This is a genomic window from Streptomyces sp. NPDC127190 (genome assembly GCF_042672505.1).
Lineage (GTDB): Bacteria > Actinomycetota > Actinomycetes > Streptomycetales > Streptomycetaceae > Streptomyces.
On the sequence record NZ_JBHXVE010000004.1, the window covers coordinates 32,346 to 46,074 of the forward strand.

Below are 13,729 nucleotides of genomic sequence, written 5' to 3' on the forward strand. Positions count from 1 at the left end.
ACTGTGGCACCCGCCACTGACATCGCAATGCCGGTGGGCCAAGTGCCGGAACGCTTGCGCGGCACCCTAGTTGGGGGTCCGGCCCCCGTCAGCCGTATGGGCGATTGCTCACTCGATGGAATGGCTTTGGGCAGAGGTGGGTGACAGAAAGCGAAGATCGGGCCCCGGATTCCGTTCCGGGGCCCGATCGGGTACGTCCGCTGCCGTCACCTCGGCTTACGCCTGGCTGGCCGCCTGCGCTTACGCCTGGGTGGCCGCCTCTGCCGCCGCCTTGGCCGCGATGTCCGTGCGGTGCTGGGCGCCGTCGAGGCGGATCCGGCCCACCGCCCGGTACGCGCGCTCGCGCGCCTCGGTCAGGTCCTTGCCGGTCGCCGTGACGGACAGCACCCGGCCGCCCGCGCTGACCACCGCGTCGCCGTCCCGCCGGGTCCCGGCGTGCAGCACGTACGCGTGCGGGGCGTCCTCGGCGGCCACCTCGTCCAGGCCGGTGATGGGGTCGCCGGTGCGCGGGGCGCCGGGGTAGTTGTGCGAGGCGACGACCACGGTGACGGCCGCGTCCTCGCTCCAGCGCAGCGGCGCCAGATCGGCGAGGGTGCCGGTCGCGGCGGCCAGCAGGACACCGGCCAGCGGGGTCTTCAGCCGGGCCAGTACGACCTGGGTCTCGGGGTCGCCGAAGCGGGCGTTGAACTCGATGACCCGGACGCCGCGGCTGGTGATGGCCAGACCGGCGTAGAGCAGCCCGGAGAACGGGGTGCCGCGGCGGTGCAGCTCGTCCACCGTCGGCTGGAGCACCGTCTGGAGCACCTCGTCGACGAGCTTGGGGTCGGCCCACGGCAGCGGGGAGTACGCGCCCATGCCGCCGGTGTTCGGGCCCTCGTCGCCGTCCAGGGCACGCTTGAAGTCCTGGGCGGGCTGGAGCGGGACGACCGTCTCACCGTCGGTCACGGCGAAGAGGGAGACCTCGGGGCCGTCCAGGAACTCCTCGATGACCACGCGCTCGCAGCCGGCCGCGTGCTCCTTGGCGGCGGCCAGGTCGTCGGTGACGACCACGCCCTTGCCGGCGGCCAGCCCGTCGTCCTTGACGACGTAGGGGGGACCGAAGGCGTCCAGGGCGTCGGCGACCTCCTCCGGCGTGGTGCAGACGTAGGAGCGGGCGGTGGGCACCCCCGCCGCCGCCATGACGTCCTTGGCGAAGGCCTTGGAGCCTTCCAGGCGGGCGGCCTCGCGGGAGGGGCCGAAGACGGGGATGCCGGCCTCGCGGACGGCATCGGCGACCCCGGCGACCAGCGGGGCCTCCGGGCCCACGACGACCAGGTCGGCGCCGAGGCGGCCGGCCAGCCCGGCCACGGCCGCGCCGTCGAGCGCGTCGACCGGGTGCAGCTCGGCGACCTCGGCGATGCCGGCGTTGCCGGGGGCGCAGTGCAGCGCGGTGACGTCGGGGTCGAGGGACAGGGAGTGGCACAGGGCGTGTTCGCGGGCGCCGCTGCCGATGACGAGGACCTTCACGGGGGTCAGCCTACTGGCAAGGTCGCCGAAGCCCGGGGCCCGGGTTTGTCGGACTTTCCTCCAAAGGGCCTCTTCTCCTCGTGTGGGAGGCCTCCGCTACCCGTCTGCTCGGAGATCTCCGCTGCCCGTTCGGGAGGCCTCCGTTGCTCGTTCGGGAGGCCTCCGTTGCTCGCCTACTCGTTGGAGAACTCCTCCACCACGGTCGCCCCCAGCTCCCGGACGATCAGTTCATGGCCGGAGAGGGCCGACTCGTCCAGGTCCGGGTCGTCGTCCTCCGGGATGTCGTCCTCCGGGGCCACCGGAGGCATGGGCGGCGGTTCGGGGGCCGCCGACCGCTGAGGGGCGGAGGGGGGCGCCGACTGGGCCCCGGGACGGCCCTGCCCGGCGGCAGAGGCCTGGGGGGAGCCCTGCTGGGGGGCGGCGGGGCGGGGGGCCGAGGGGGCGCCGTAGCCACCGCCGGGCGCGCTGCCGTGACCGCCGGCGGACGCGCCGCCGTAGCCGCCCGCGGAGGCGCCGCCGTAACCGCCTGTGCCGCCGAAGCCCTGCGCGCCGGCCGGGGGCGCGGAGCCACCGGACGGGTCGACGACCGCCTCGATCTTCCACTGCACGTTGAACTGCTCGGCCAGCGCCGCCCGCAGCACGTCCTCGCTGCCGCTGCCGGCGAAGTTGTCGCGAGCGCCGGCGTTGACGAAGCCGAGCTGGAGGGTGGTGCCGTCGAAGCCGGTCACCTGGGCGTTCTGGCTGAGCAGGATCCAGGTGAAGCGGCGGCGGTTCTTGACGGCCTCCAGGATGTTCGGCCACAGCGCGCGGGGGTCGAGACCGCCGACGGGAGCGGCGGCCGGGACCGGAGCGGGGGTGGCGGCCGGCGCGGGGTGGTGCTGCGGCTGCGCCTGGTGCTGGGGCTGGTGCTGCGGCTGTGCGGCCGCGGGACGGCTGGGGGTGGCCTGCGCCTGCGGTCCGCCCTGAGCGGTCTGACCGACGTGACCGCCTTGGCCGCCCGGTCCACCTGGACCGCCCGGTCCGCTGCCCGGAGCGGCGGCCGTGGGCCAGCCGCCGGGCCGCCGGCCTGCGCCCGCCGGGGCGGCGGTGGGCCAGGCGCCGGGGGCGGACCCGGCCGCGGCCGGGGCGGGAGCGGCGGGCTCGGGCGCGGTGGGGGCGGGTGCTGCGGGAGCCGGGGGCGCGGCCGGGGCGGGCGGCCCGGCAGGAGTGGCCGGAGAGGCAGAAGGGGTCGGAGCAGGAGCCGGAGCCGGAGCCGGAGCCGGAGTAGATGGAACGGCCGGGGCGGAGGCATCCGCGCCACCGCCGTTGGACCGTACGGCCGCGCGGGCCGCGGCGGGGCCGCCGCCGGGCGGCACCGACGGCACGGGGACACCGCCGCCGTGGCCCGCGTGGCCACCATGGGCCTCGGGACCGGGGACGTACCCCATGGCGGGCGCGCCGCTCCCGGCCGAGAAGTTGACGCCGCGCTCCAGGCGGTCCAGGCGGGCCATCATCGAGCGCTCGTCGCCGTACGCGGCGGGCAGCAGCACGCGCGCGCAGATCAGCTCCAGCTGGAGCCGGGGCGAGGTGGCGCCGCGCATCTCCGTCAGGCCCTCGTTGACCAGGTCGGCGGCGCGGCTCAGCTCGGCGGCGCCGAAGGTGGAGGCCTGGGCCTGCATGCGCTCCAGGACGTCGGCCGGGGCGTCGATGAGCCCCTTCTCCGTGGCGTCCGGCACGGCCGCGAGGATCACCAGGTCGCGCAGCCGCTCCAGCAGGTCGGCGACGAACCGCCGCGGGTCGTTCCCGCCCTCGATGACGCGGTCCACGACCTCGAAGGCCGCGGCCCCGTCACCGGTGGCGAAGGCCTCCACGACGGAGTCGAGCAGCGAGCCGTCGGTGTAGCCGAGGAGGGAGGTGGCCATGGCATAGGTCACACCCTCGGCGCCCGCACCGGCGAGGAGCTGGTCCATGACGGACATGGAGTCACGGACGGAGCCGGCACCGGCGCGCACGACCAGCGGCAGCACGCCTTCCTCGACCGCGATGCCCTCCTTCTGGCACACCTCGGCGAGGTACTCCCGCAGGGTGCCGGGGGGCACGAGCCGGAAGGGGTAGTGGTGGGTACGGGACCGGATGGTCCCGATGACCTTCTCCGGCTCGGTCGTGGCGAAGATGAACTTCAGATGCTCCGGCGGCTCCTCGACGACCTTCAGGAGCGCGTTGAAGCCGGCCGACGTGACCATGTGGGCCTCGTCGATGATGTAGATCTTGTAGCGGCTGCTCGCGGGCCCGAAGAAGGCCTTCTCGCGCAGCTCGCGGGCGTCGTCCACGCCACCGTGGGAGGCGGCGTCGATCTCGATGACGTCGATCGAACCCGGGCCGTTGCGGGCGAGGTCCTGGCAGGACTGGCACTCCCCGCACGGCGTGGGGGTGGGACCCTGCTCACAGTTCAGACAGCGGGCGAGGATGCGCGCGCTGGTGGTCTTCCCGCAGCCACGCGGTCCGCTGAACAGGTACGCGTGATTGACCCGGTTGTTCCGCAGCGCCTGCTGCAACGGGTCGGTGACATGCTCCTGCCCGATGACCTCGGCAAAGGTCTCGGGACGGTAGCGGCGGTACAGCGCGAGAGACGACACGCATACGAGGTTATAGGCGCCCACCGACAAAGGGCCCCGGCCGCAGGAACGCGAACGCCCCCCACGCACCCGCCAGAGCCGACCTACCCTTGCTGCCTTCCGGCCCTGGGGGAGTTCAGTCAGATAGCGCCGCGTGAGGGGCTGCGCACAGCGTACCCGATGCCGGCCTGCGAGAACGAGTTCGCAAGCACTCCCGTCGGTCATGTAATGTTTGCCGCGGAGGATTCGCCTAGAGGCCTAGGGCGCACGCTTGGAAAGCGTGTTGGGGGCAACCCCTCACGAGTTCGAATCTCGTATCCTCCGCCTTCACGAAGGCCCCGACCGGTTCGCCGGTCGGGGCCTTCGTCATGTCGGAGGCGAGCCGCCAGGGGTGCTTCCGGCGATTCCGTCAGGCGGGTTGCTTGCGGATGCGCCAGAAGGCGAGGGCGGCCAGGAGGGCTGTCAGGGCAGCGAAGAGTGCGGTCTCCACGAACTGGAAGGTCCAGTAGCGGTCGGCCGGCTGTTCGGCAATCTCGACGTGGACGTTGCCCTTGGCCAGGCAGGTGGGCAATTCCGAGAGTGAGCTGTGGTTCATGCAGTCCTGGAACCAGGGTGTGTGGCCGACCTCCTTGCCGGAGGAGTCGAGGATGGCGCTGGTCTCGACGACCCATGGGCCGCCTGGGATGCGCAGGCCGCCGATGTCGCCGTAGGTGCCGATCTTGGTCAGGCGGCCGATCAGTTCGGCGGTGAGCGGGACCGAGGTGCGGGTCGGCGTCTGGTAGTGGGGGCGGATCAGGGCGGGGACGGCGATCTGGAGGGCGGCGAAGACCACCACGGTGGCGGCCATGGCCGGGACGGCACGGCGCAGGACCAGGCCCAGGGTGGCGCCCAGGACGAAGGAGAAGCCCGTGTAGGCGAGCGGGGCGAGGTTGCGGGAGGCAAAGAGCACCGGCTCGAACCGGTTGTTGAGGACGGTGGTGACCGGGCCCGCCGCCCAGGTGAGCAGCAGGCTGTACAGGCCCGCGGTGGCCACGCTCAGCAGGCCGACCAGTCCGAGTTTGGCGGCGAGCCAGCGACCACGGGTCACGCTCTGGTTCCACGCCAGGCGATGGGTGCCGGCCTCCAGTTCCCTGGCGATCAGCGGGGCTCCCCAGAAGACGCCGAGGGCGCCGGGGGCGGCAAGCAGCAGGTAGCCGAGCAGGTCGGTCTGGAGGCTGTAGCGGTCGGCGAAGGCTCCGAGCGGTCCCGCGCAGGACTCGCGGGTGGCGCAGTGGGCGAGGGTGTCGTCGTACGCGCCGTGGATCTGCCCGCCGAGCACGACCAGGTAGACGGCCAGGAGCACAAGTGCCCCGAGGCCGATGAGCGCCTGGGCGCGGAACTGGCGCCAGGTCATCCAGATCATAGGTGAGCCTCTGCAACGGTCGGGGTGGGGCGGCGGCCGGACTGTTCCACCCGGCCGAGGTAGGCGAGGACCAGCTCTTCGAGGCCGACCTCGGCGACGGCCCAGGGGCCACCGGCCAGCAGTGCGCGGTCGGCGCGCACGACGGCGATGCTCTCGTGTTCGGTCCGGTCGGTGCGCAGGATGCTCTCGGCACCGGCGGGCAAGGCTGCAAGGTCCGTACGGCGGGCGGTCACCCGGACGTGGCGGTGTAGCAGGTCCACGACGTCGCCGGCCAGTTGAACGCGCGAGTCGGCCAGCACGATCAGGTGGTCGCACACCCGCTCCACGTCAGGGAGGGCGTGGGAGGAGAGGACGGCGGCGGCGCCGAGCTCCGTGACGGACTCCATCAGGTCGTCCAGGAACGTGTGCCGAGCCAGCGGGTCCAGGGCGGCGGCGGGCTCGTCGAAGATCAGCAGCTCGGGGCGTTTGGCGGCGGCGATGGTCAGGGCGAGCTGGGCGCGCTGGCCGCCGGAAAGCCGGCCGGCCTTGTGCCGGGGGTCGAGGTCGATCCGGGCGAGTCGGCGGTGGGCGAGGTCCGCGTCCCAGCCCGGGTTGAGCCGGGCACCCATCCGCAGGTGGTCGGCGACGGACAGGTCGGCGTAGACCGGGGTGTCCTGGGCGACGAAGCCCACCTTGGCCAGGTGGGCCGGCCCGGCGGCGGGGGTGTCGCCCAGCACGCGGATCGTGCCGGAGCTGGGCGTGATCAGGCCGCAGGCCAGTTGCAGCAGCGTCGACTTGCCCGCGCCGTTCGGGCCGACCAGCCCGATCACGCGGCCGGGCGGAACGTTCAGGTCGACGTCGGTGAGGGCGTGGTGGCGGCCGTACCGCTTGCCCAGACGCACGGCTTCGAGGACCGGTGTCATGTCGCTCCCCCCGGTCAGCCGCGCCGGGGGGCGCGCTGCGCGCGCAACGACCGGACGAGGCGGTACACGCCGTAGCCGACCGCGATCAGGACGGCCAGATTCAGGGCCCACCAGGCGTACAGCAGCGGGCTCCGCTCGGTCTTCTCGGCCTGGGCTGCCATGGCGAACACGACAGGGGCGGCAATCTCGGTGGGTGCAGAGGTGAAATGAAGCATGCGCCCAGCCTGCGGACCGGCCACGGCCACCACAGCGACCGAAAGGACGGTCCGCAGGCCGTCGAGTCGTACTTTCGGCTGGTTCGGGGCCGGACGGGATCGCCTAGCGTGGTACGGGTGAGTAGAGCGGAACGGCTGGTCCGGCGGCCGGCGACCATGGTGAACGCCGCACTGGGATTGCTGTTCGCCTCAGTGCTGATCATCATGGCCGCCCAGTACGCGGCCCAGGGCAGGATCTGGGCATTCGACGTGGCGGTCGGCACCATGGTGTGCCTGCTCGCGCTCGGCCGCGAACGGCACCGGGGCTGGGCGGCGGCCCTCGGGCTGCTGGTGGCAGGCATCGCAGCGGTGATCGCCCGGTTCGCCCATCTGCCCGGTGAGCCGGGAGCCGCCGCGGTGCTCGGGCTACTCGTCCTCGGGGGCTCCGCCGCACGAGTGCTCGCCTGGCGGCAGGCCGGCGCCCTTGCGGCGGCCGGACTGGCTCTGATGGCGGCTGGTCTGCTGACCGTCGAGGCGCCGGGCACCCCGTTCCGGGTCGGGATCGAGGTCTGGACTCTGGCGCTGGGGGCCGGGCTCGGCCTGCGCTTCCTCGACCACCGCCGCCTGGCCGCCGCCGAGGCCGTACGCCAGGACGAACGGCTCGCCCTGGCACGGGAGTTGCACGATGTGGTCGCCCATCACATCACCGGCATGGTCGTCCAGACGCAGGCCGCCCGGATCGTGGCCAGGCGCCGGCCCGAGAGCCTGGACTCCACCCTCGCCGACGTCGAGGACGCCGGCGGCGAAGCACTCGCCGCGATGCGCCGAGTGGTCGGCCTGCTCCGCGACACCGAAGACGTCGCCACCACCGCCCCCACGGCGCCCAGCCAAGAGCAACTGGCCGAACTGGTACGACGGTTCGATGGTCACGGGCCCGAGGTGGAGCTGAGGATGCCCGCCGGACCGACCGAATGGCCGCCCGAGGTCGCCACCACCGTCCACCGGATCGTCCAGGAGGCGCTGACCAACATCGCCCGCCACGCCGCACACGCCCGCACCGCCACCGTCGACATCACCCACGGCACGGCGGAGGTCACCGTCACGGTCACCGATGACGCCGCCCCCGGGCGCACCCGGCACAAGCACCACGGCGGCTACGGCCTCATCGGCATGCGCGAACGGGTCGAGGCCATCGACGGACGGCTGTCGGCCGGGCCCGGCCAGGACGGCGGCTGGTCGGTCCGCGCCACCCTGCCGGTACCGGGGAGGGCGACCCGTTGAGCATCCGCGTCCTGCTCGCCGACGACCAGGCGATGATCCGCGGCGGCCTGCGCCTCATCCTGGAGGACCAGGACGACATCACCGTGATCGGCGAGGCCGCGGATGGCGCGGAGGCGGTCGAACTCGCCCGCCGGCTTCGGCCGGACGTGTGCCTGGTCGACATCCGGATGCCGGGGCTGGACGGCATCGCCGTCACCCGTGCCCTCGCCGGGCCCGGGGTCGCCGACCCTCTCAGGGTGGTCATCGTCACCACCTTCGACCTGGACGAATACGTACAGGGGGCGCTCCACGCGGGGGCGGTCGGCTTCGTCCTCAAGGGCGCCGCGCCCGCCCTCCTCGTCGAAGCCGTCCGAGCCGCGCACGCCGGAGACGCCCTGATCTCTCCGGCCGTCACCCTGCGCCTGCTACGCAACCTGGCCCCCGCCCGCACCCCCTCGGCCGCCTCACCCGCCCAGCCGCTCTCCGCGCGGGAGACGGAGGTGATCAGGGCCATCGCCCGGGGCCGCACCAACCAGGAGATCGCCGCCGCTCTCTTCATCACGCTCAGCACGGTCAAGAGCCACCTGGCGACCATCCAGAACAAGCTCGGCGTCCGCAACCGCGTCGAGATCGCCGCCTGGGCCTGGGAGAGCCGGCTGATGGACACCCCGGAGGAACGTGCCTGAGCTCCTGCCGGCACGGTTCAGAGCCCAACCATCGGGACGCTCCGCCGCAGGCCGGGACGCCTGCGGACCTCGCCGGACAACCGGACGAACATGTGGAAAGCGTGTGGGGGCACCCCCTCCCGAGTCACGAGGATCAGAAGCACGGTCACGGCGGTGTGGCGGCCGTCGTGAAGCCGCCCGACCATGACCGACTCGATCTCTCCAGCCAGGACGAGCCGGAAGCACCTCGTACGGCCGAAAGTGAGGCGACGAGCCACGTCTCGGCGGCGCTGAGGCCGATGCCGGCGAAGCCCCAGTGGCCGAGGACGTAGGTCATGTCGGGGCAGCGTCGCCGACTGCGGGTCCGTGACTGGTAGGTGACCGGCTAACGGCCCGAGTGGTCGATCACGTTGCCGTTCGAGCAGTTGTTGGTGTGATCGCCCACCCAGTCACCGAGGACAGGCACGACGGCCACCTCTTGGAGGCAGACCGCTGCGGCGGAGAAGTTTCCAGTTGTTCGCGGCGTTGACGGCGTTCCCCAGGACGTCGCCGGTGTCGGCGTCGGCGGGGGCGGCGATGGCCAGGGCGGCCGCGGTGAGGGCCACAGTCGCGATGATCTTGCGCATGTGTCGTGCAACGACCGACATCACCGGCAGGCACGGTCCCCGGTGGAGGTGTCACTCCTCCTCGTCGCTCGGCTCGCGAAAGATCTGGGGATCTCCGCGGCAACCTTTTCGGCCTCTGTGACCACTCGGTGGTGTCCGGCCAAGTGGTCCGGTCAGACGCAACGGCTGAAAGAGAGCACACGCGTGTCCCTGGAACGAGAGCCCAGACATGTCCCCGGCCCGCCCACGTCATCGGGGGCGTCCCGCGCCGACGGCGAGCGCGGTGGTCGTCCGAAGCACCGTGGCCGTCGGTTGCTCGCGCGTCGGGGTTTCTGGGCGGGTCTCGCCCTGGTGGTGGCGGCCGGCTCGGCTGTCGTGGTCAACCAGGCGTCGGCGGAGCAGAAGACCCTGGATCTGAAGAAGTGGTACGTGCTGGTCAACCGCGACAGCGGCAAGGTGCTGGACGACCGCGGTGCCGCCACGAACGACGGCGCGCCGGTGGTGCAGTGGGCGCGTCACGGCGGGGCCAACCAGCAGTGGCGGTTCATCGACGCGGGTGACGGCTACTACCGGCTCCAGAACCGCAGCTCCGGCAAGGTGCTGGACGACCTCGGCTGGTCGAAGAGCGCCGGTTCCGCCCTGGTGCAGTGGAAGGACCTGAACGGCACCAACCAGCAGTTCAAGCTGGCCAAGTCGCAGGGCGGCTACGTACGTCTGGTCAATCGCTTCAGTGGCCTGGCCGTCGATGTCCGCAACGGCGCCAAGGCCGACGGGGCCGATGTCGTCCAGGACCGCGACCGGGGCGGCGCCGACCAGCAGTGGCAGCTCGTCCCGGCCGGGAGTGTCGGCAGCGGTACGCCCACCGCGCCGGGCGACAGCTCGACGAAGCGCTTCATGGGCAGCAGCACGGTGCTCATCGGCGGCTCGGTGTCCGACGCCTCGGCGGCCGCCGCGCCGTTCGACGTGCGGTACGCCTATGTGCACAGCCAGCCCGCGCCCTCGTCGGACTACTACTCGGCGGCGCGCTGCCACGACGATTGGTCGGGCTGGTGGGGCTGCTGGAACGGCAGCACCACGGCGCCCGGCACCTACGTGACCTGGCGGGACTCGGTGGTGGCCCACGCGACGTACAAGGGCAGCCCGCGTCCGCAGAAGATGCTCTGGACCTGGTACTCGCTGCGCGACCTCGGGGACGCTGCGGGCCAGGGCGACGGTCCGGGCGAGGTCGTGGCCATCAACCGGCGCGACCTGCTCACCCGGTACATGAACGACTACCGGTTCTTCCTCCAGAAGATCGGCAACTCGAACGACATGATCGACCTCGAGCCCGACTTCTGGGGTTACGTCCGGTCGCTCGGCGATCCCCACAAGGTCGCCGCGCAGGTCTCGGCCGCGAATCCGACGGACTGCGGATCGCAGGAGAACAGCGCCGCCGGACTCTCCCGCTGCTTGATCGGCATGGCGCACAAGTACGCGCCGAACGCCGCCGTGGGGATGCACCTTTCCTGCTTCGACTGGGAGAACGACACCCAGAAGTGCGTCAAGGACTACGCGAGCCTCGGGGCGCAGAACGCCGACTTCCTGGTCTCCGATGTGACGGACCGCGATGCGGGCTGGTACGCACAGCCGGCCCACGGCGGCCGTGACACCTTCTGGAACGACCAGAAGGCCGCTGCCCGCCTGGCGTTCTACAAGACGATGGCCGAGTCCGTGGGCAAGCCGGTGGTCCTGTGGCAGATCCCCGTGGGCAACATGGCGCAGAACAACACCCTGAACCACTACAAGGACGACAAGGTGGACTGGCTGTTCGGGCACATGGACCAGGTGGCGAACGCACACATCGCCGGCCTGCTGTTCGGTCCGGGGCAGCAGGAGCAGACCACCGCTGAGACCGACGGCGGAAACCTGATCAACAAGACCATCGCCTACCACAACGCGGGCGGTACGGCCCTCAAGTAGGCAAGCCGGCGAGACATGCGAATGCGACCCCATCGAAGAGATGGGGTCGCATTCGTCTTGTCAGCCGGATGGTCAGTCCGGATCAGACCGGTTCAGCGCTGGAGGGTGAGGACGCCCGGCCGCCACGGCAGTCGGTCGTAGGGACCGCTCGCGGACGGCGACTTGCCCTGGTAGAGGAGCTGGAGGTTGCAGGGGTCGACGGTCATGGTCTGGTCGGGGTTGTCGCGGACCAGGTCACCGTGGCTGATGTCGTTGGTCCAGGAGGCACCGCTGTTGGCCTTGCCGGCGAAGGGGTTGCTCTCGGTGGCGGCCTGCGGGGTCCACGATCCGTTCAGGCTCGTGGCGGTGAAGGAGCGGAAGTAGCGCTGCTCGTTCGCACCCCGCGCCTCCACGATCATCAGGTACTGGTTCTGGCCCTTGACCTTGTAGACCTGCGGCGCCTCGAACAGGTTCTTCACCGAGTCGCTCATGACCGTCGTGTACGACGACCCGAAGTTGCCCGGGAAGTTCCCGATCGGCATGCTCGCCCGGTAGATCTTGCCGTTGTCACCGGCGAAGAACAGGTACATGTTCTGGTCGTCGGCGATCAGGGTCTGGTCGATCGGACCGGTGGAGGACTCGGTCTTGGGGAGGCTGCCGGTGAACAGCGGCTGCGGTGCGGACCAGCCGCCCGGGTTGGTGGGGTCGCTCGACGTGCGGTAGGTGAAGGCCGACCCGCCCCACTGGGACGCCAGCACCCAGATCTTCTTGGGCGCGAAGTAGAACAGCGTGGGCGCCACCGCGGACTGGCTCATCCCGCTCTGGCCGGCCGACGCCATGTCCGACCAGTTCGTGAAGGGCCGGAACATCATCGAGCCGTACGACGCCCCCGCCACGCTCGACGCGTAGACCAGGTGCTTGCCGTTGTACGTCACGGTGGTGAAGTCCTTCACCGCGTCCCACCCGTTCGCCGGCTGCGCCAGCGCACCCGTGGACGCCCACCGGTACGTCGACGGAAGAGCACAGGTGCTGCCCGTCTGCGGGGACGTGGTCGCGGTCGACGGCCTGAAGTTCCAGTGCTGGTTGGCGCCGCCGGCGCCCGCGTCCCAGATCTGGACGGGAGTGCCGTCGGCGGTCCGGCCGCCGGGAGTCTCCAGCGCCCGGCCGCTGGCGGCGTTGGTCAGCGTGTAGGAGCCGTCGTCGTTCCGGTGGGCCCGCCAGTGCTGGTTGGCGCCGCCGTTGGCGTCCCAGACCTGCACCCGCGTGCCGTTGGCCGTCTGGTTGCCCGGCTCGTCCAGCACCCGGCCGCTGGCGACGTTGGTCAGCGTGTAGGTGCCGTCGCTGTTCCGGCTCGCCCGCCACTGCTGGTTGGAGGCACCGCCGGCGCCCCACACCTGGAGCGGGGTGCCGTTGCCGTTGTATCCCGCGGGCTCGTCGAGAACGCGTCCGGAGGCCGCGTTGGAGAGCGTGTAGACGGTGCCGGGGGTGATGCCCGCGGCCTGCGAGCCGTCGCCGCTGCCGCTGCCGCCCAGGGCTGTGAGCACCGAGCTGTACGCGGGCTTCTTGTTGCCGCCCCCGTCGAACAGCAGCGGGTTCTCACCGGTGCGCCAGGAGTCGCTGTCCCGGATCCCCCACACCGTGATGCCGGTGCAGCGGGCGACGTTCATGCACGCCTGGACGGCGCCCGCGTACGCCGACGGCGACGCCTGGGCGATGTCCAGCTCGGTGATCTGGACGTCGACGCCGAGCGCGGCGAACTTGGACAGGGTGGTCTGGAAGCTCGCGGGCGGTCCGCCGGCGCCGAAGTGGGACTGGAAGCCGACGCAGTCGATGGGCACTCCGCGCGACTTGAAGTCCTTGACCATCGCGTAGACGCCCTGGGTCTTGGCGTCGGTCCAGTTCTCGATGTTGTAGTCGTTGTAGCAGAGCTTGGCCGAGGGGTCGGCGGTCCGGGCGGTGCGGAACGCCTCCTCGATGAAGCCGTTGCCCAGCACGTCCTGGAAGACCGAGCTGCGGTGCTGTCCGCTGCCGCCGTCGGCGAACGCCTCGTTGACCACGTCCCAGGCGTAGATCTTGCCCTTGTAGTGGGACATCTCGGTGGTGATGTGGTTGTCCATCACCCTGCGCAGGGTGTTCGGGTCGGTGATGGACTTCACCCACGCGGGCAGCTGGCGGTACCAGACGAGGGTGTGGCCGCGCATCCGCTGGCCGTGCGCGGAGGCGTGGGCGACGATCGAGTCGGCCGGGCCGAAGGTGAAGGTGCCGCGGGACGGCTCGGTGGCGTCCCACTTCATCTCGTTCTCCGGGGTGACCATGTTGAATTCCCGGTCGAGAACGGTGGAGTACGTCGAGTCGCCGAGCCTGCCCGAGGCCACTGCCGTACCGAAGTAGCGGCCGCTGCCGGCCGCCGCACCGGCCAGGGTCGGCGTACCGGCGTGCGGCGTGCGTGCGGCCTGGGCGACCAGGGGTACGGCGGCACCGGCGGCGGCGAGGACCGCGGCGGCGGCGAGCACGCGACGGGCCGCCGGACGGCGGCGATGAGGGCGGTTCTGATCTGACAAGGGCATGTCCTTCTGGCACAACGGGCCTTGATCCGGCCCCGGTTACCCGTCAGTTGCCGCCACGCGCACAAAGGGTTGCCGCGATGGAGGAAGGAGTTTTCC

At 71.6% G+C, this 13,729-nt stretch carries 11 protein-coding genes, 1 tRNA gene and 1 other RNA gene; 4 read left to right on the forward strand and 9 right to left on the reverse strand.

Annotated features, from left to right (window positions below; translation table 11 throughout):
- Nucleotides 1-240: 240 nt before the first annotated feature.
- The 3 genes from purD to ffs all read right to left on the reverse strand — a co-directional run bounded on the left by purD (nt 241) and on the right by ffs (nt 4,267).
- Entirely contained in the window at nt 241-1,506 is a 1,266-nt protein-coding gene (gene purD / locus ACFVIU_RS08235) for a phosphoribosylamine--glycine ligase (protein ID WP_385841387.1), read from the reverse strand.
- A gap of 173 nt (nt 1,507-1,679) precedes the next feature.
- The gene (locus ACFVIU_RS08240; protein ID WP_385841388.1) at nt 1,680-4,121 is read right to left on the reverse strand and encodes a DNA polymerase III subunit gamma and tau; all 2,442 of its coding nucleotides are present in this window, start codon (nt 4,119-4,121) and stop codon (nt 1,680-1,682) included.
- 47 nt (nt 4,122-4,168) lie between these two features.
- An RNA gene (ffs, locus tag ACFVIU_RS08245) (signal recognition particle sRNA small type) lies at nt 4,169-4,267 on the reverse strand.
- A 72-nt stretch (nt 4,268-4,339) separates the two neighbouring features.
- On the opposite strand from ffs, the gene ACFVIU_RS08250 reads away from it, so the two are divergent.
- Nucleotides 4,340-4,424 (forward strand) — tRNA-Ser (locus ACFVIU_RS08250).
- A gap of 85 nt (nt 4,425-4,509) precedes the next feature.
- On the opposite strand, the gene ACFVIU_RS08255 is transcribed toward ACFVIU_RS08250, so the two are convergent.
- Genes ACFVIU_RS08255 through ACFVIU_RS08265 form a run of 3 tightly spaced genes read right to left on the reverse strand, consistent with a single transcriptional unit; the run spans nt 4,510 to nt 6,565 of the window.
- Nucleotides 4,510-5,502 (reverse strand): hypothetical protein, encoded by a 993-nt coding sequence (locus tag ACFVIU_RS08255; RefSeq protein WP_385841390.1) that lies wholly within the window; start codon nt 5,500-5,502, stop codon nt 4,510-4,512.
- On the reverse strand, nt 5,499-6,404 hold the full coding sequence (locus tag ACFVIU_RS08260; RefSeq protein ID WP_385841391.1) for an ABC transporter ATP-binding protein: 906 nt from the start codon (nt 6,402-6,404) through the stop codon (nt 5,499-5,501). Before ACFVIU_RS08260 ends, ACFVIU_RS08255 begins: the two co-directional genes overlap by 4 nt.
- Before the next feature lie 14 nt (nt 6,405-6,418).
- Nucleotides 6,419-6,565 (reverse strand): hypothetical protein, encoded by a 147-nt coding sequence (locus ACFVIU_RS08265; protein ID WP_385841392.1) that lies wholly within the window; start codon nt 6,563-6,565, stop codon nt 6,419-6,421.
- Between the two features lie 171 nt (nt 6,566-6,736).
- Here ACFVIU_RS08265 and ACFVIU_RS08270 point away from each other — a divergent pair, with 171 nt between their 5' ends.
- Nucleotides 6,737-7,879: a sensor histidine kinase gene (locus ACFVIU_RS08270; RefSeq protein ID WP_385841394.1), complete on the forward strand. Its 1,143-nt coding sequence runs from the start codon at nt 6,737-6,739 to the stop codon at nt 7,877-7,879.
- Complete coding sequence (locus ACFVIU_RS08275; protein ID WP_385841395.1) at nt 7,876-8,544, forward strand: response regulator; 669 nt, start codon at nt 7,876-7,878, stop codon at nt 8,542-8,544. Before ACFVIU_RS08270 ends, ACFVIU_RS08275 begins: the two co-directional genes overlap by 4 nt.
- A gap of 145 nt (nt 8,545-8,689) precedes the next feature.
- On the opposite strand, the gene ACFVIU_RS08280 is transcribed toward ACFVIU_RS08275, so the two are convergent.
- The gene (locus ACFVIU_RS08280) at nt 8,690-8,860 is read right to left on the reverse strand and encodes a hypothetical protein (RefSeq protein ID WP_385841396.1); all 171 of its coding nucleotides are present in this window, start codon (nt 8,858-8,860) and stop codon (nt 8,690-8,692) included.
- Between the two features lie 112 nt (nt 8,861-8,972).
- Nucleotides 8,973-9,149: a hypothetical protein gene (locus ACFVIU_RS08285; RefSeq protein WP_385841398.1), complete on the reverse strand. Its 177-nt coding sequence runs from the start codon at nt 9,147-9,149 to the stop codon at nt 8,973-8,975.
- A gap of 291 nt (nt 9,150-9,440) precedes the next feature.
- Here ACFVIU_RS08285 and ACFVIU_RS08290 point away from each other — a divergent pair, with 291 nt between their 5' ends.
- The gene (locus tag ACFVIU_RS08290) at nt 9,441-11,087 is read left to right on the forward strand and encodes an RICIN domain-containing protein (protein WP_385841399.1); all 1,647 of its coding nucleotides are present in this window, start codon (nt 9,441-9,443) and stop codon (nt 11,085-11,087) included.
- 92 nt (nt 11,088-11,179) lie between these two features.
- Here ACFVIU_RS08290 and ACFVIU_RS08295 read toward each other — a convergent pair whose 3' ends face one another.
- On the reverse strand, nt 11,180-13,633 hold the full coding sequence (locus ACFVIU_RS08295) for a non-reducing end alpha-L-arabinofuranosidase family hydrolase (RefSeq protein ID WP_385841400.1): 2,454 nt from the start codon (nt 13,631-13,633) through the stop codon (nt 11,180-11,182).
- Between the last annotated feature and the right edge of the window lie 96 nt (nt 13,634-13,729).

Coding starts and splice junctions, on each gene's coding strand:
- ACFVIU_RS08255 (WP_385841390.1), bottom strand. CDS start 5,502: ATGATCTGGATGACCTGGCGCCAGTTCCGCGCCCAGGCGCTCATCGGC.
- ACFVIU_RS08260 (WP_385841391.1), bottom strand. CDS start 6,404: ATGACACCGGTCCTCGAAGCCGTGCGTCTGGGCAAGCGGTACGGCCGC.
- ACFVIU_RS08265 (WP_385841392.1), bottom strand. CDS start 6,565: ATGGCAGCCCAGGCCGAGAAGACCGAGCGGAGCCCGCTGCTGTACGCC.
- ACFVIU_RS08280 (WP_385841396.1), bottom strand. CDS start 8,860: ATGACCTACGTCCTCGGCCACTGGGGCTTCGCCGGCATCGGCCTCAGC.
- ACFVIU_RS08285 (WP_385841398.1), bottom strand. CDS start 9,149: ATGCGCAAGATCATCGCGACTGTGGCCCTCACCGCGGCCGCCCTGGCC.
- ACFVIU_RS08295 (WP_385841400.1), bottom strand. CDS start 13,633: ATGCCCTTGTCAGATCAGAACCGCCCTCATCGCCGCCGTCCGGCGGCC.